The sequence below is a fragment of the Victivallis lenta genome, assembly GCF_009695545.1.
In the GTDB taxonomy this organism is placed as follows: domain Bacteria; phylum Verrucomicrobiota; class Lentisphaeria; order Victivallales; family Victivallaceae; genus Victivallis; species Victivallis lenta.
In genome coordinates this window covers 30,444-47,566 of the sequence record NZ_VUNS01000020.1, presented here as the reverse complement: position 1 = coordinate 47,566, position 17,123 = coordinate 30,444, and the positions used below count along the sequence as shown (strand labels likewise).

Here is a 17,123-nt window from a genome sequence, read left to right as displayed (position 1 = left end):
ATCGATCTGTGTCCGGGCGGCTATGCTCCTGGCTCTGGCTGCCGTTTTTTTTCGCTCATGCCTTGGGACCGCAGCGGGATGAGAACCGGCTCAATCCGCCGGGAATCCAGATGCGCCAGCAGCTCTGGAGTACCGATTACGACCTCTCCGTCCAGAACTTCGTAATCCGAGATGAGGTCCTGGTCGGAACGTTGAAAGCGAAAGCTCCTGTACGGCATCCTGCGTTTGCGAATGACCAGAAAGAGGGTGGAAACCTGCACATTCGAGTCGTAATACCGCTGCACCGGGTAAACCGCCTCGATCTGGAGCGCATTGTTCGCAAATGCTTTTCTTAATTCTTCCTTTTCATAATCATTCCAGCCGGCCGGCCGCAAATCGTCCCGCACACTCAGCGGCTGCATCAGGCGATGCTGCTCGCGGCGCAGCCCGGAGTCGCGCAAATCCAGCAGCCGCTTGATGGATTCATTTTCTCCATGCCTCAAATAGTAGTTCATCAGCGGATCGTTGAGTTGGTAAATCATCAGCGGCGCTTCGGAAAGGATCGTTTCCATCTGGGCGATCAACGTTTTTTGTCCCTCTTCCGTTCCGCTTTGTTCGAGCTGCCTGACCAGGGAAAGGCCGCGGAGCGACAGGGAGCCGGGGAAACGCTTTCGCGCGGCGGCCAGAAGCTGTTCATACTCCTTTTTCCGGCCGATTGATTCCAGAAATTCGAGAAATCTGATCGCCTCCGGTTCATCATTGACCGCTTCGGGATCAAAAGCCGCAAGACGGGCGGCGTATTCTTCGCAATCGGCATGAAGTGCCGAAATTTCTTCCGCAAAAAAACGGCGGTAATAATCGTTGAGCTGTTCGTAAAACACTTTGCCGGGATGCAGCAGTTTCTCAAGTGCATCCGGATCGGCTGTCGCGTACGGCATAAGTTTTTCTGCGTCGTTATATTTCCCGACCCGCTCCCGGAACGGCGGATGCTCGTCGAAAACCGGCGGTATTTCCGCCAGGGCGGCTGTCAGGCCGTTCCGGCACTCATCATAAGAGCATTCCCGGGTCAGTGCCGAACGGATGGCGGCAGCAAAATCGATCTCTTCCGCGCTGTGCGTCATCATGAGCTGTTGAAGCGTTCTGTCTCCGGCGATTATCCGGCTGCACATCGCCGTCCGGGCCATCGCCTCAAGTTGATGATCCCGGCCGAAATACTCGACGATCCGCCGGTCGGCCTCCTGCTCGAACGAACGGCGAAGCGGGTGGAGCAGCAGATCGAAATTCCGCAGGAAACAGCGTTTCCACGGGTAGAGCAGCAGATCGAAAAGCCCCAGTTCAAGCCCTTCCCAGAAGAGGCGGATATGAAAAAACAGAGCCTGCCGCGAAAGATGGCCGCCGGAGACATGCCCGAATTCATGCGCCAGAACCGCAATCACTCCTTTGGAACTCAGAGAACAGAGCAGCGGGTAGCCGATCATCAGCACGTTGGTCCGCAGTCCGGGGACGAAGGTGAACATGCTTCCGACGCTCGCGTTGAATTCGACCGAAAGGTAGATGCGGTGAATCTTCGGAGCTTTCATCCGGCAGGCGATCCAGTTGACTTTCCGATACAGTTCCGGATAATCGCGCGGTTCGAGTTTCATCATCTGTTTCCACGGCCGGTCGCGCAATGCGGCGAGATAGAATGTGATTGTAAAAACGGCATTGACCAGCAGGACTATCCCCGTGCCCGGCGCGGCGCAGACGCGCAGCATGATCCAGACGATCCCTCCGATCACCAGAAACGCCATGCCGAAGGAGAGGAGAATCAGAAACCACAATCCGGCCAGATGCAGATGCGGGTGTTTCTGCCGGAAAACCGCGATCTGCTCGTATCTCTCCCAATCTTTCCGGTTGATCTCTTCCAGAATCACGGGTGGAGTGCCTCCCTCTCTTCGTTCGCCCGGCGCAGCAGCTCAAGCAGGTGTTTCAGCCGCAGCTTCGGCGGGTTTGCGTAGCTGATGACCGGCTGTTTGCCGTCGATGCGGAAGATGGTGCCGCCCGGATTCTTCAAGGTGACTTTGCCGTCGGCGACGGTGAGAATTTCATAACCGGCCCGCGCCGCGAGAATGCGCAGGCGGATGACTTCGAGCAGGTTTTTCACCGGTTCCGGCAGCGGCCCGAAGCGGTCGCGCAGCTCTTCGCCGCAGGCGGTGAGCTGTGCTTCGTCCTCAAGCCCCGAGAGCTTCCGGTATGCGTCGAGACGCAGCCGGTCGCCGCCGATATATTCGGGCGGGAACGCCGCGGCCAGCTGCCCCTCCGGGGCGGTCAGCGTGAAGCTTACGAAGTCGATGCCGAGCTCGACCTCCGGCAGCAGGTCGTGGCGTTCGCCGCGCAGGCCGGCGACTTCCTGCTTCAGCAGCTGGCAGTAGAGATCGAAGCCGATCGTGTTCAGATGGCCGGACTGTTCGCTGCCGAGCAGGTTCCCGGAACCGCGGATTTCGAGGTCCCGCAGAGCAAGCTGGAAACCCGCGCCGAGGTTCGAACAGCGCCGGATCGCCGCGAGCCGTTTTCGCGCGTCGGTGCTGACCAGCTGGCTTTTCGGCAGGAGCATGTATGCATAGGCCTGATGCTTCCACCGTCCGACCCGGCCGCGCAGCTGGTAGAGTTCGGCCAGCCCGAAGCGGTCGGCGCGTTCGATGAGAATCGTGTTCGCATTCGGCACGTCGAGTCCCGATTCGATGATCGTGCTGCAGATCAGGCAGTCGACTTCTCCCTGCAGGAAACGGGTCATGACCTCCTCAAGCTCGTGTTCGTGCATCTGGCCGTGGGCGACCGCGAAGCGGGCTTCCGGAATCAGCTTTTTCAGCTGCTTCGCCTTTTCGTCGATCGTGCGCACCCGGTTGTGCAGGTAGTAGACCTGCCCGCCGCGGGCGAGTTCGGCCCGGATCGCCTGTTCGACGAGGTTGTCCTCTTCGGGGGCGATGACCGTCTTGACCGGCAGCCGCAGCTTCGGCGCGGTCATCAGCGTCGAGAGGTCGCGCGCACCGGCCATGGCGAGGTAGAGCGTCCGCGGAATCGGCGTGGCGGACATGGTCAGCACATCGACTTCGGCCCGGAACCGGCGCAGCCGCTCCTTGTGTTTGACGCCGAACCGCTGCTCCTCGTCGATCACGACCAGCCCGAGGTTCCGGAAGCGCAGCTCCGGGTTGCAGAGCCGGTGGGTCCCGATCAGGATGTCGATGCCGCCGGTGCCGACGCGCCGCATGATGTCGCCCTGCTCGGCGCCGGTCCGGAACCGGCTCAGCACCTCGATCGTGAACGGATACTCCGCGAACCGTTCGCGGAAGCTGTTGTAGTGCTGCTGGGCCAGCACGGTCGTCGGGGCGAGGATCGCAACCTGATAGCCGGCTTCGACCGCTTTGAAGGCGGCCCGCATCGCGATCTCGGTTTTTCCGTAGCCGACGTCGCCGCAGAGCAGCCGGTCCATCGGCCGGGACGACTCCATATCCGCGAACACCTCGTCGGTCGAACGGCGCTGATCCGGCGTGTCGGAGAACGGAAAGGCCCGGACGAACGCGCGGCATTCGCCGTTGTCCTTCGGGAACACGATGCCGGGAGCCGACTGCCGCATCGCCTGCAGACGCAGCATGTCCGCCGCATAGGAGCGCACGCCGTGGCGCGCCGACTCCTTGTCTCTGCCCCACTTCGCGCCGCCGAGCGCGTGAAGATGCACCTTGCCGGGGCTGCCGAGGTAGCGGCTGACTTTGTGGGCCTGCAGAAGCGGCACGTAAAGCAGCTGGCCGTCCTTGTATTCGAGGGTGAGGACTTCCCGGACGATTCCCCGCGTATTCAGTGTCTTGAAGCCGCGGAAGATGCCGATGCCGTGGTCGAGATGGACGGCGTAATCGCCGTAGTCGAGGTCGGCCAGCGAAAACTCCGGGACCCGGACCGGTTCCGGTTCGACTTCGGCGGCGGCCTGTTCTTCGAGCGCCTCTTCGAGTTCGAGTTCGTGCGGGTCGTGCGTGTAGCCGCAGGTGACCAGCTCCCGTTCGGTGATGACCAGCAGTTTTTCTTCCGGCAGGGAGAAACCGCACCCGAGTCGTGCCGCATCGCAGGAGAGTCCGGCCGTATCAAGTCCCATGCGGCGGCAGTAGGCCCGCAGCGCGGGGAGATTCTCCCGGTGGGGCGCGACCAGCACGACCTCATAACCGGTTTCGAGCGCCCGGCGCAGGTGGTCCTCCAGCAGTTGCCGGGCCATCCGGCAGGCGCCTTCGCGCGCTTCCGGCGCGAATACGCTTCCGCCGTCCGTCTCCGGTGACGGCAGCGGCGGTTCGATTTCCGAAGGCGGCGTTTCGGGGTGGAAGGCCCCTTCGGTACTGTCGTAAAAAGCGAAAGAGCCCTCCCGCTTTGCACAGAGCCGGTCGATTTCGTCCAACCGGCCGACGGCTTCGGCTCCCGAGTATTTCCCGAGCCGTTCGCGTCCGGCTTCGGGATAGACGGAGAGAAACGAGAAGTCGACTCCGGCCAGGTAGTCGAAGAAGTCCGCTTCGGCCGCGCCCCCGGCCGTGATGCCGGCCCGGCCGATCACCCGGTATTCATCAAGCGGACCGGTTGAGCGCTGCGTCTCCGGCGCGAAACTCCGCAGCGAATCGATTTCGTCCCCGAAGAATTCGACCCGGCATGGAAAATCGTGCGCCGGACTGAACAGGTCGACGATGCCGCCGCGCCGGGCGAACTCACCCGATACGGTTGCCTCGTATTCGTCGTCGTAATCGAGTTTGACCAGTTTTTCGAGCAGCGCCGCGGGCGGGATTTCAAGCCCGGGGCGCAGGATCAGAGTGGACTCCCGGGTTTCGGCCGGCTTCGGCGCGGGAGCAGTCAGGGCGTGGACACTCCCGATGTAAAGATCGAAGGCATCGGTCAGCGCCGCGTTGAGCGCCCGTGCCCGCCGCGCCTCTCCCCCCGGAAACAGCAGTTTGCCCCGGCCGCATTCCGGGATCGGGAGTATGCGCAGCGGGATGCCGGTCAGCGCCGCGGCGGCTTCGCACTCCGCCGCCGCGCGGTCGGCCAGCTTGAGCTCCGGAAACGCCGCGACCAGAGGCTTGCCGAGTTTCCTGACGGCCTGGATCAGAAGGAAGGCGATGCTGCCCGGATCGACTCCGGAACGGCTGATTCCGGCATCTCCGCCGGTTTCCAGCTGTTTTTTCAGTATTTTTTTCCAGTTTCTCATTTTAATGACTTGACTTTCAGCAGGAAAGCTTTATCTTGGTAAATTTGTGGAAACACGTTTATTGAGCATTTGATCAATTTGCCGGTTCCCGGCGGTTCGTATCTTCTGTGCTCGTTTTATTATATGCCGGAAAGCCGATTTTTTATAGTGGATACGGCATTATTTTTTTATAAATTTCAATTTTTTTCATGTTTCCGCATGGGAAAATGTATTCGGTGAATCGTTTTCGTTTTGCGGAAGAGTTGGGGACCGTTATGCCTGTGAAAAAGAGTGGGTCGAATCTCGGGAAGGACCGGGCGGGCGAAGTGACCGCCGGCCTTGATGAAGAAGTCAAACTCAGGAAATCCATCCGGGTTTCCGCAGCCGGGGAGGAGGAGTCGGCGAGACGTCTCGATGTTCCGGACGAGCTGCCGGAAGAGAGCGAGGCCCCTTCCGCCGATCCGCGGCCGAAGGGCAAGCTGCTGATCAGGAAGGTTGAAGCTCCGCCGACCAAGTTCATGCCGAAGGGGGCCGCCGCGAAGCCGGTTGCTCCGGCTGCCGACGAGGAGGAGAGCTTCAGGGAGGTTCCCGAAAGCGTTGCGAAAAGCCGCCGCAAGGCCGTCGATGTTTCCGCTGTCGCCCGTCCCCGTACCAAGCAGGAGAAGGAATCGGCCCGCAAGATCGCGCTTGACTCCAAAGTGGTGGCCGGCGCCAAGAACGATACGATGAAGGTCTATATGGGCGAGATCGCCCGTATTCCGCTCGTGAACAAGAAGGAAGAGGCCGAGCTGGCAGATGCCATTCACGGCTGCGATGAGGACCGTCACGAAGATGCGCGTTCGACGCTGATCAAGGCGAATCTCCGTCTGGTGGTCAAGATCGCCCACGACTTCAAGGGGCTGGGGCTGCCGCTTCTGGACCTCATCAGCGAAGGCAATATCGGCCTTATGCGCGCGGTCGAGAAATTCGATCCGGCCAAGGGCGCGAAATTTTCCAGCTATGCAGCCTGGTGGATCAAACAGTCGATGCGCCGCGCGCTCGCAAACCAGAGCCGCACCATCCGCATCCCGGTGCAGTCGGCCGGCAAGATCAACAAGATCAAATCCGTCCGCATGAAACTGACCGAAGAGCTCGGGCGTGAACCGACCGACGCCGAAATCGCCGAGCATCTCGACTTCAGTGAACGCACCGTGGCCGGACTCCGGCTCGCCGATCTGCGCACCTTTTCGCTGCATGACCCGATCCAGCAGGGGGAGGAGGGCGAATTCCAGGATATCATTCCGGACCGTCACGCCATGACGCCCGACCAGATTCTCGGCGACGTCGAATCGGTGTTCCGGCTGATGGACCTGCTCGAGAAACTGGAAGAACGCGAACGGCGCATCCTTGAAATGCGGTTCGGGCTGCGCGGCAACCGGCCGCTGACCCTCGAAGAGGTCAGTCAGGAGATCGGCCGCACCCGCGAACGTGTCCGCCAGATCCAGAATCAGGCGCTTTCAAAGCTGAAGCAGTTGCTGGTGGATGAAGCCGGCTTCGCCGCCGACTGACCGTTCAACCGGTGCGGCAACGACGCGGGAGCGGAGGGCAGGCTGTCCTTCGGCTCCTGTTTTTTTTGCCGTTGCGATGACGAGGGAAGGATCAGGGCCTGATGTCGTCCGCCGGGAAGCGGATTCCGGTCTGACGGCGCGCCTCGTCCATGACTTCGAGCTCCAGCAGGGAATAGCGGTTGTGCGGGTTGTCGGGGGCGCCCTCCCGGATCAGCCGGACCCACTCCCGCACTTCGAAAATCATGTTCCGGCGATCGGGCCCGGCGAAGACCGTCTCCTCCCCGCCGTTCCGGTAAAAAATCGTGACTTCGCGCGGATTTGCGATCTCCCGGATCACCATGCTGCCTTCCTCTCCCTGAATCTGGCTGGGAACCCGGCTGTTTGTGATTTTCGAATAGACCAGCTCCGCCTGCATGCCGCAGTCGTATCCGGCCAGGATCGTTCCGGCGCCGTCCACGCCGTTGTCGAGAATCACCGCATCAGCCAGAATCCGGTCCGGGCGGCCGAACAGCCGGACCAGCGGATGCACGCAGTAGACGCCGATATCCATCAGCGCTCCGTTGGAGTAGGCCGGGTTGAAGGCGTTTTCGATGATTCCGGCTTTGAATTTGTCGTAACGCGACGAATATTGGCAGTATTGAAAACTCGCACGGCGGATTCTGCCAAGCCGCGGCAGCGCCTGTTCAACGGCCGCAAAGCCGGGGTCGAACACCGAGCGCATCGCTTCGAGCAGGATGACCCGGTTCGTCTTCGCGATCTCCAGCAATTTGGACAGCTCCCGCCGGTTCGAGGCGGCCGGCTTCTCCAGCAGCACGTGCTTCCCGTGCGACAGCATGAGCGCCGCCTGCTCGAAATGCAGGCTGTTCGGGCTGGCGATATAGACCGCGTCGATTCCGGCGTCCTCCGCCAGTGCGGTGAGGTCGGTGTGGATGCCGTCCGCGCCGTGCTCCGCGGCAAAGCCGCGCGCTTTATCTCCGCTCCGCGAACAGGCGGCCGCATAATGCAGTTCCCGGCATTCGCGGGCGGCTTCGAGGAACCAGCCGGTGACGAAATTCGTGCCGATCGTCGCAAACCGTATCATGGTCAATTCACCGCATTGAAATAGTAGTAGGCCAGCGTCGCCAGCGACAGCGCAAGGAACAGGACGAGCAGGATCATCAGGATCAGAAGATTCCGTCCGAGGAACAGCCCGGCATGCTTCAGCGGCGAGGCGTTTTCAGCCTTCGGCACATAGCCGGTCTGGAAGGCGAAGATGTCCTCCCGCAGCTCGGCTACGGTCTGATAGCGGTCGTCCGGGTTCAGGGCCATCGCTTTCTGGCAGATCGCCTCGAGAGCAGCCGGAATATGACGCTCGTCGGGCGCCACGTCGGACGGAGGCGGAATTTCGCCGGAGGTCGTCCGGCGCAGAATCTCCTCCATCGGCAGCCGCGAGAGCGGATTCGACAGCGAAAGCATCGCATACAGGATTCCGCCGAGCGAGTAGATGTCCGACCGGAAGCCGACCGGATGCTCCTTCAGCAGCCGGATCTGTTCCGGCGCCATGTAGCCGGGAGTTCCCTTCACATGCCCGTTCGCGTCGACGTCCTCCGTATTGGGCGAGGCGAGCCGCGAATGCGGGGAGATGACCCGGGCCAGCCCCCAGTCCAGCAGCAGCACTTCGCCGAAGTCGCCGATATTCACATTCTCCGGCTTGATGTCGAGGTGGCAGATTCCCTGCGAATGCGCGAATTCGACCGCGTTGCAGATCCGGATGAAAATCTGCAGCAGCCGGAGCTGGCTGAAGCGGTGCACCGCCTCGGCGTCGCCCTTGGCGAGCTTGCGCAGCACCGACGAAAGCGACTGCCCGTGCAGGTATTTCATTGTGAAGAACGGCGAGCCCGAGCTGTCGATGCCGAGATCGTGCACCGGAACGATGTTCGGATGTTCGAGCTGGGCAGTCAGCCGCGCCTCGCGGACGAACCGTTCGAGATCGCTCTTCGGCCGGTCGCGGAAATCCGGCATGATCGCCATGGCGACTTCACGGCCGGTATCCCGGTCGAAGACCAGCAGCACACTCTTCATTCCGCCGAAACCGACCGACCGCAGGAACTTGTACCGCTCCTGCGGTTTGATCGGCAGCGAAGAGAAGACATCGACACCGTCGCCGGTTTCCGGCACGGCGGTATCCGGGCCGATCACGCGGGTCTTCAGGTCAACGGACTGAGCCATCAGAATCAGGGACTCCTTTTTCTCAGGCCTGCGCTTTCTTCGCCGGACGCCGCGCCGGCTGCTTGACCGAATCGCAGAGCAGCCGCGGCGCGGCTTCGCCGCGCACGACCGCGTCATCGATGACGCAGCGGGTCACGCCCTCCGCCGAGGGAGCGTCGAACATGACGTCGGTCATCAGCTCCTCGAGGATTGCACGCAGCCCGCGCGCGCCGGTTCCGCGCTGAACCGCCTTGTCGGCCAGCGCGCCGAGCGCCTCATCCGTGAATTCAAGTGAGACGCCTTCCATCGCCAGCAGGCGCTGGTACTGGCGGATCAGCGCGTTCTTCGGTTCCTTCAGGATGCGGATCAGGTCCTCGCGTTCGAGCGGTTCGAGCGAGGTCATGACCGGCAGCCGGCCGACGAATTCCGGGATCAGCCCGAAACGGATCAGGTCTTCCGGCTCGCATTTCGCATACGGATTCTTCTCCAGCTTGGCGGCGGCTTTTTCGGCCTGCTCCGCCTCGTCATCGACGAGGCGCTTGAAGCCGAGCACCTGCTTGCCGCAGCGCCGCTGAATGATCTTGTCGAGTCCGACGAACGCGCCGCCGCAGATGAACAGGATGTTCGAGGTGTCGATCCGGATGAACTCCTGCTGCGGATGCTTGCGGCCGCCCTGCGGCGGAACATTCGCAACCGTGCCCTCAAGGATCTTCAGCAGCGCCTGCTGCACACCTTCGCCCGACACGTCGCGGGTGATCGAAACGTTTTCGGTTTTCCGCGCGATCTTATCGATTTCGTCAACGTAGATGATGCCGATCTGCGTACGGTCGATGTCGTTGCCGGAGGCCTGGTAGAGGCGCAGGATGATGTTTTCGACATCCTCGCCGACGTAACCGGCTTCGGTCAGCGTCGTCGCGTCGCAGATGGCGAACGGCACGTCGAGCAGCTTGGCGAGCGTCCGGGCCAGCAGCGTTTTGCCGCTGCCGGTCGGCCCGAGCAGCAGGACGTTGCTCTTGTCGAGCTCGACGTCTTTGAACAGCTCGGCATTCGCCTTGCGGTGAATGCCGGCCTGAGTCTGCAGCCGTTTATAGTGGTTGTGAACGGCAACGGCGAGCACGCGCTTGGTATGTTCCTGGCCGATCACATAAGCGTCCAATTCCGCTTTGATCGCGGCCGGAGTCGGCACGTTCAGGTCGAGGACGGGCGGAACATTCTTCTTCGCCTGTTTTTCCTGACAGAGCGCTTCGTAACCGTTCCGGAGACAGTTCGAACAGATCGCCAGCCCCTCGTACCCGCTCGGCGCAAAAATCACCTGCGGTTCATCGCCTTCGCGCGCGCCGCAGAAGGCGCACATGAGTTTGCTGTCGTTACCTTTTTTTCCCGCCATCGTCTGTTATTTCCCCTGAGAAGGTTTGGAGACCACCTTGTCGACGATTCCGTACTTGACCGCCTCGTCGGCGCCCATGAAGAAGTCGCGTTCGGTGTCCTTTTCGATCTTTTTGACCGGCTGTTTCGTGTGCGTCGCGATGATGTTGTTCAGCATCGACTTCAACCGCAGGATCTCTTTGGCCTGAATGTCGATGTCGGCCGCGGTCCCCTGGGCGCCGCCCCACGGCTGGTGGATCATGATCCGGCTGTTCGGCAGCGCGAACCGCTTGCCTTCCGCGCCGGCGCAGAGCAGCACGGCCCCCATCGACGCGCACTGCCCCACGCAGTAGGTCTTGACGTCGCAGGAGAGAATCTGCATCGTGTCGTAGATCGCCAGCCCGGCCGTCACGGAGCCGCCGGGGCTGTTGATGTAAAGATCGATGTCCTTTTTCGGGTCTTCCGCCTGCAGGAACAGCAGCTGGGCCACCACGAGATTCGCGACATCGTCGTCAATCGGGGTGCCGAGCAGAATGATCCGGTCTTTCAGCAGCCGGCTGTAAATATCGAAAGCTCTTTCGCCCTGACCGGTCTGTTCGACCACCATCGGAACCAGAAAAGAGTTGCTTTTCATGTGCATCACCTCATGTTATGTTTATTCTGATACGCTGACTGAACTGTCAACCCGGCGGCGTCCTCGCGGGGGCGCCGCCGCCTCCTCTCCCTCTTCAAACACAGAAAGAGCCGCGTCAGGCCGCTCCTTACGGAACGGTCCGCCACCCGGCTCTTTCGGAATGCGCAGCAGTTGCCTTACTTCGTCGCCATATCGGCAAGATGGTTCAGCACCTTGTTGCTCAGGATGTCCAGTTGAAGGTCATCCATTCCGCCGTTCTTTTCGAGCATGTCGCGGAATTCCTTTTCCTTGTAGCCGTAGTAGCGGCTCATTTCACGGAGCTGGGCGTCGACTTCGCCCTGCTCGAGCTTGATCTCCTCGGCTTTCGCGATCTTGCGGAGGATGAAAGTGCGGCGCAGCGCCTTCTTCGCCGGCTCTTCCGCGGCCTTCTTGTGCTCTTCGAGCCCGGCCTTGAATTTCTCGGCGTCCTCTTCGCTCTTCACGGTTTCGCGCGCAATCTTCTGGAGCTCCTTCTGGACTTCGGAGGCCAGAACCGACGGCGGCAGCTCGAATTCCGGGATCGCCTTGTCGATTTCGGCGTAGACCTTTTCGATCACCGCGCTGCGCTGCTTGCTCTGGTTCTCCTGCTCCATCGCCTTGCGGAGCATGTCGCGGAACTCCTCGATCGTCTTGACCCGGGCCTTTTCGGCCAGTTCCTGATCGGTCAGCTCAACCCGGCGCTGAATGCCCTCGACCTTGACCGTGTAGTTCACGGTTTTGCCGGCCAGGGCCGCTTCCCGGTAATCGGCCGGATATTCGGCCTTGATCGTGTATTCTTTGCCGACTTCGGCGCCGGTCAGCGCCGCGGTGCAGCCCGGAATGGTCTCGGGATCGCTGAGCCAGAGGAAGGTGCTTTCGGCTTCAAGCTGGCGTTTCAGGGCCGGGGAGGCGTCTTCCGGCAGCGGAAAGTCGCTCTTGTAGCTGACCTTCAGCATGTCGTCCTTCTGCGCCGCGCCTTCGGCCTCGGCATAGTTGCCGTACATGGCGCGGTAGGTCTTGACGCGCTCGTCGATCTGCTCGTCGGTGACGGCTTCGAGTTCTTCCTTGACCTTGATCGCCTTGTAGTCGCCAAGCTCGAATTCGGGGGCGATGTCGGCGCCGAGCGTGAATTTGAATTCCTGATCGAACTCGAGCTTCGGCTCGCCTTCGATTCCGCAGGTCACGATGTCGAGGCTCCCGTCCTTGCCGGCCAGTTCAAAAGCCGCGTAGACGATCTTGCGCTCAACCTCCTGACGGATATCGTTGCCGTATTTGCTCTTCAGCATTCCGGCCGGGGCCTTGCCCTGGCGGAAGCCGGGAATCGACACCGCATACGCGAATTCGCGGAGGACCTTGTCCGTCTCACTCTTGACCGCATCCGCCGGGACCGTAAAATCCAACTCCTTGCGGCACGGCTGCTTGGAACGCACTTCCATCTGGATGGAATCCACGAGATTCTTCGCCATCTCAATCAAACCTTTCTTTTATCCGGCTCCCGATTTGCGTCCGGGCCCTGTTTTATCTATTCAATCTATTGATACAGACCGTTTAATGTAACACAGGTTTTTCCGTTTTTCAAATCGGCGGCCGCAAAAAACCGGCACTCCGCCGGGAAGGGAGCGCCGGGAGGGTTCCGGAGCCGAAACCTAAAGCACGCGCTCGATGACGATTTCGGGGTCGATTTCCTCGCGCAGAATGCGTTCGAGCCCGCCCTTGATGGTCATGGCCGCGTGCGGGCAGCCGCCGCAGGCCCCGCGCAGCCGGAGCTGCACGGTTTTGCCGTCGATGCCGACGATTTCGAGGTCTCCGCCGTCAGCCTGGAGATGAACCCGGAGCTCTTCGAGCCGGTCGGTGATTTTCTTGCTGAGATCATCCATTTTCCGATACTCCCCGTGTTTGGATGTGAGTTTTCCTGTGCAGACAGTATAAGTCATCATCATGAAAAAATCAAGCGGCCGGATAAGAAATCACATTTTTTTCGATCATTTTTCCGGCCTCGCAGTTGCAAATCCCGGCCGGAACCGCTCCATTATGAAACATTATTATCAGACTGGCAACCACAAGAGTATGTAAACATGAGCGAACTCATCGATCTGCTGGAAAATCCGTCCGTGTTCGGAATCAACAAGCTGCCCCCGCGCGCGACGTCGTGGCCGTCGAAACGCCTTTCGATCGCGCCGGACGAATTTCTGTACGACATCGGCGACTGGCGGCTTCCGCTCGACGGCCCCTGGAGACTGCACTGGTCTCCGGTTCCGGAAGAGGAAACCGGCGGCTTCGAGGCGCCCGCTTTCGACGACTCCGGATGGGATGAGATCGAACTGCCCGCCAATCTCGAATGCGCCGGATACGGCACACCGATTTACAGCAACATCACCTATCCGTTCCACTGCGACCCGCCGCATGTGATGGGAGAACCGCCGGAAAATTGGACCGCCTGGGCAGAGCGCAATCCGACCGGCCGTTTCCGCCGCCGCTTCGTGCTGCCGGAGGAGTGGCGCGGCCGCCGCGTCGTGCTGCATTTCGCCGGGGTGCAGACCGCCTTCCGGCTCTGGGTCAACGGCGTTTTCGCCGGGTACAGCGAGGATTCGATGGGACCGGCCGAATTCGACGTGACGACCCTGGTCCGCGCCGGAGAAAACGTCGTCGCGGCGGAGTGTTACAAATATTCGAGCGCAAGTTATCTGGAAGATCAGGATTTCTGGCGGCTCTCCGGCATTTTCCGCAGCGTCTTCGCCTACTCCACGGCGGAGGTTTTCATCGCCGACGCCGCGGTGACGGCCGACCCGGAATCGGGAACGGTCCGTGCCGAGGTGGAGGTCGAGCGGTGGGACGGCTCCCTGTCGCTCGAACTCGTCGTGCGTGATCCGTCCGGCGCGATTGCGGCGCAGGCGTCCGGCGGACGTTCGCTGGCTGCGCCGGTACCGGCTCCGAAGCGGTGGAGCGCCGAAACGCCGGAGCTGTACACCGTCACCGTCGCATTGCGCCGCGGGGACGGGATTCTCGACATCCGCCATTTCCGGACCGGTTTCCGTTCGATCGAGGTGCGTGACCGGCAGCTCTTCTTCAACGGCAGACCGATCAAGCTGCACGGGGTGAACCGGCACGAGCTCGATCCCCGGCGCGGCCGGGCGGTCACCCGCGAAGGGATGCTGCGCGACATCACGATGATCAAGGCGGCGAATCTCGACGCGGTCCGCTGCAGCCACTACCCGAACCATCCGCTCTGGTACGAGCTCTGCGACCGGTACGGGCTTTATGTCATCGACGAAGCGAATATCGAAAGTCATCACCTGTCGTATCACGCCTGCGTCCTGCCGGGCGACGATCCGGTCTGGGAGCCGGCCGTGCTCGACCGGGTCGAGCGCCTGGTGAAGACGGACCGCAACTCCGTTTCAGTCACCATCTGGTCGCTCGGCAACGAGGCCGGGTACGGTACCGCCTTCGAGGCCGCCGCCGCCCATATCCGGCGGTACGATCCGCGTCCGATCCAGTATGCCGATATGAACGTCGTGGCCGAGTTCGACAGCCAGACTTACCCGACGCCGCACTGGCTTGCCGAATATTCGAAGGATAACGCGGTCCGCATCGGCGAACACGGCGAAATACCGCATCCGCGCCAGCACGGGCCGAATCCGAGCACAAAGCCGTTCATCATGAATGAGTACGCGCATGCGATGGGCAACAGCACCGGCAATTTTTTCGAATACTGGGATGTGATCGACCGCACGAAATGCCTGGCCGGCGGCTTTATCTGGGAGTGGTGCGAGCATGCGCTGGCGACTCCGCGCGGTTACGCTTACGGCGGCGATTTCGGCGATTGGCCGAACGACGGGAACTTCTGCTGCGACGGATTGGTCCGCTCGAACCGCGAGGCGAATCCGGGACTTTGCGAGGTGAAGTGGGTTCACCGCCCGCTGGTTGCCGCACTTGACCGCGAAGCGCGGACGATCACGCTCACGAATCGGCGCAGTTTCCGTTCGACCGCGGGCGAGGCGATCGGCTGGAAACTGCTGGCCGACGGGCGCGAGGCTGCGTCGGGCGGCTGGGATTTCGTGCTCGGGCCCGGCGAATCGAAGACGGTGCCGTATCCGGCCGAACTGCCGGAGGGAATCGAACGTTTCTGGCGCATTTCGCTCGGGGAGTCGGCGGAGACCGAGCTTCCGCTCGATGCGGATTTGTCGTTCTCGGTGTTTCCGGACGGGAATCCGTTCTGGGCCGATCCGGCTGCGCTCCGGGAAACGGAGAAGCCTGGCCTGCCGCTGCTTGAATCGCCGGAGGTGGTGCTCGACCGCGCCGAAACCGACAACGACCGCGGCTGCAAATTCGATTTGCGGACCCATACCCGCAAGCCGGAGGATTTCCGCACCTCGCTGGTCTGGAAGACGAACGGCATGGAGACGGTGGCGGAAATCGGCTTTATTCCGGAAAAATACTGTCCTGAAATCGCCCGCTTCGGCCTGCGGCTCCTGCTGCCGGAAAGCGCGGTCCGGCGGGTGGACTGGTACGGACGCGGTCCGCACGAAGCTTATTGCGACCGCAAGCGCTCGGCTCTGGTCGGCCGCTACGGGGCCGATCCGGCGACGCTCTGCACGCCGTACACGCGGCCGCAGGAGAACGGGCAGCGGATCGATGTCCGTACGCTCCGGCTGACCTCGGAGTCGGGCGAGGTGCTCGAGATTCTGTCCGACCGGCTGTTCGGCTTCACGCTGCGTCCGTACCGGGCCGCGTCGCTGGTGAAGGCGCGCCATAATGAAGAGCTCGGCGACGAAGGGATCTGGGAGCTCACGCTCGATCATGTCCAGCGCGGCGTGGGCGGCGACAACAGCTGGAGCCTCGACGTGCACGACGAGTACCGGATTCCGAACCGGGCGCTCGCGGCGAAGTTCCTTTTTCGCGGGAAACGGTGAAATAATCGTGCGGATTCCTTGACATTCCGCCGGAAATGCGTCATAATATTTCTGTAACGTTGCAGGTTTCATGTCGAATCGGAATGCGGAGGAACAACGCATGATTACGATCAGGGATGTCGCCCGCGAGGCCGGAGTCAGCGCCTCGACCGTCTCGGCCGTGCTGGGCAACCGGGCCGGCCGGCTCGGGATCAAGGCCGCCACCTGCGAAAAGGTCGTCCGGGCCGCGGCGAAGCTGCGCTACCGCCGGAACGATATTGCGGCGCAGATGAAGTCGGGCCGCAGGAGCAGCATGCTGTTCCTGTTGTCGGAGAGTGTCGACAATATTTTGTTCGGCGGGCTGGCCGCGGCGTGTGCGGAAGCTGAGAACGCCGGTTATTTCCCGAAGCTGCTCCGGGTGGAGACTGAAAATCACGAGGAGCTGCACCGGCGGCTTGAGCTGGTGCTGCGTCAATGTCCGGCGGCGATTCTGTGCTGGGGGGACCGCAGCGGCGACGAAACCTATCTGCGGCGGGTGACGGAGGAGTGTTCGATTCCGTTCGTCCATTTCGATTACGTGAGCCGGAGCAGCCGGGCGTATGTGAGGACGGACGATCCGTCCGGCATCCGCAGCGGGGTCGAACATCTTCATATGCTCGGCCACCGCCGTTTTGCGCATATCACCGACATCATGAAAGCGCAGTACGCGGAGATCCGCCTCAGGGATTACCGGGAGGCGCTGGCGGAGTTCGGACTGGAGCTTCCGGAAAACCGGGTCCTGTCGCTCGGACTGAATGCGCCGGAGAGCGGCGTCCGCACGTTTCTCGAGCGGATGCGGGGAGAAGGCGTGACGGCGATCACCTGCGGGTCTGATTACTTTGCGCTTCAGGCGCTGAGCGTGCTGCAGCGGGACGGCGTTCGAGTGCCGGAGGAGATGTCGATCCTCGGTTACGGCGACCTCGGCTTTGCGTGCAACTGTTATCCGCGGCTGTCGACGATCCGCCAGCCGCAGGCGGAGCTTGGAGTCTGCGCGGTGCGGATGGCGTGCCGGATGATCCGGGGCGAGCCGGTGACGGAGCCGGTGCTGCTGCCTTCGGAACTCGTCCTGCGCGAGTCTGCCGGGCCGAGAATGAAATAGGAGAACGGCCGGAACGCATTGCGCACGCGCGTCGGGTACGGTGTTTTACCAGAAAACACATCTGATTTCCCCGGAAAACCTATTTGATTTCCTTGAAAGCGTGGTATTTTATTCGCCGCAGCGTCATCCCGGGTTCGCACGCTCAGGGAGACGGTATGTTAATGGCGTACGCTTT

11 protein-coding genes are annotated in these 17,123 nt (G+C 61.6%); 3 read left to right on the top strand and 8 right to left on the bottom strand.

Annotated features, from left to right (window positions below; translation table 11 throughout):
* Nucleotides 1-20: 20 nt before the first annotated feature.
* Together FYJ85_RS16060 and mfd are read right to left on the bottom strand one after the other, a co-directional pair.
* Nucleotides 21-1,892, bottom strand: a complete 1,872-nt coding sequence (locus tag FYJ85_RS16060; protein ID WP_154419494.1) for a M48 family metalloprotease — start codon at nucleotides 1,890-1,892, stop codon at nucleotides 21-23.
* Entirely contained in the window at nucleotides 1,889-5,191 is a 3,303-nt protein-coding gene (mfd, locus tag FYJ85_RS16055) for a transcription-repair coupling factor (RefSeq protein ID WP_154419493.1), read from the bottom strand. Before mfd ends, FYJ85_RS16060 begins: the two co-directional genes overlap by 4 nt.
* 254 nt (nucleotides 5,192-5,445) lie before the next feature.
* Between mfd and FYJ85_RS23235 the strand changes: the two genes are divergently transcribed.
* On the top strand, nucleotides 5,446-6,717 hold the full coding sequence (locus FYJ85_RS23235; RefSeq protein WP_206213244.1) for a sigma-70 family RNA polymerase sigma factor: 1,272 nt from the start codon (nucleotides 5,446-5,448) through the stop codon (nucleotides 6,715-6,717).
* A 91-nt stretch (nucleotides 6,718-6,808) separates the two neighbouring features.
* On the opposite strand, the gene FYJ85_RS16045 is transcribed toward FYJ85_RS23235, so the two are convergent.
* The 6 genes from FYJ85_RS16045 to FYJ85_RS16020 all read right to left on the bottom strand — a co-directional run bounded on the left by FYJ85_RS16045 (nucleotide 6,809) and on the right by FYJ85_RS16020 (nucleotide 12,798).
* Nucleotides 6,809-7,798: a Gfo/Idh/MocA family protein gene (locus tag FYJ85_RS16045; RefSeq protein ID WP_106054083.1), complete on the bottom strand. Its 990-nt coding sequence runs from the start codon at nucleotides 7,796-7,798 to the stop codon at nucleotides 6,809-6,811.
* A gap of 2 nt (nucleotides 7,799-7,800) precedes the next feature.
* Nucleotides 7,801-8,925, bottom strand: coding sequence for a serine/threonine-protein kinase (locus FYJ85_RS16040; protein WP_158704097.1), 1,125 nt, complete (start codon nucleotides 8,923-8,925; stop codon nucleotides 7,801-7,803).
* A gap of 22 nt (nucleotides 8,926-8,947) precedes the next feature.
* On the bottom strand, nucleotides 8,948-10,291 hold the full coding sequence (clpX, locus tag FYJ85_RS16035; RefSeq protein ID WP_106054085.1) for an ATP-dependent Clp protease ATP-binding subunit ClpX: 1,344 nt from the start codon (nucleotides 10,289-10,291) through the stop codon (nucleotides 8,948-8,950).
* A 6-nt stretch (nucleotides 10,292-10,297) separates the two neighbouring features.
* Entirely contained in the window at nucleotides 10,298-10,903 is a 606-nt protein-coding gene (clpP, locus tag FYJ85_RS16030; protein ID WP_106054086.1) for an ATP-dependent Clp endopeptidase proteolytic subunit ClpP, read from the bottom strand.
* A gap of 176 nt (nucleotides 10,904-11,079) precedes the next feature.
* Nucleotides 11,080-12,387 (bottom strand): trigger factor, encoded by a 1,308-nt coding sequence (gene tig / locus FYJ85_RS16025; protein ID WP_154419492.1) that lies wholly within the window; start codon nucleotides 12,385-12,387, stop codon nucleotides 11,080-11,082.
* 180 nt (nucleotides 12,388-12,567) lie between these two features.
* Complete coding sequence (locus FYJ85_RS16020) at nucleotides 12,568-12,798, bottom strand: NifU family protein (protein ID WP_106055755.1); 231 nt, start codon at nucleotides 12,796-12,798, stop codon at nucleotides 12,568-12,570.
* Nucleotides 12,799-12,996: 198 nt separating this feature from the next.
* Here FYJ85_RS16020 and FYJ85_RS16015 point away from each other — a divergent pair, with 198 nt between their 5' ends.
* A complete protein-coding gene (locus FYJ85_RS16015; RefSeq protein ID WP_206213243.1) occupies nucleotides 12,997-15,831 on the top strand; it encodes a glycoside hydrolase family 2 TIM barrel-domain containing protein in 2,835 nt (944 codons plus the stop codon).
* A 100-nt stretch (nucleotides 15,832-15,931) separates the two neighbouring features.
* The gene (locus FYJ85_RS16010) at nucleotides 15,932-16,948 is read left to right on the top strand and encodes a LacI family DNA-binding transcriptional regulator (RefSeq protein WP_158704099.1); all 1,017 of its coding nucleotides are present in this window, start codon (nucleotides 15,932-15,934) and stop codon (nucleotides 16,946-16,948) included.
* Nucleotides 16,949-17,123 lie beyond the last annotated feature (175 nt).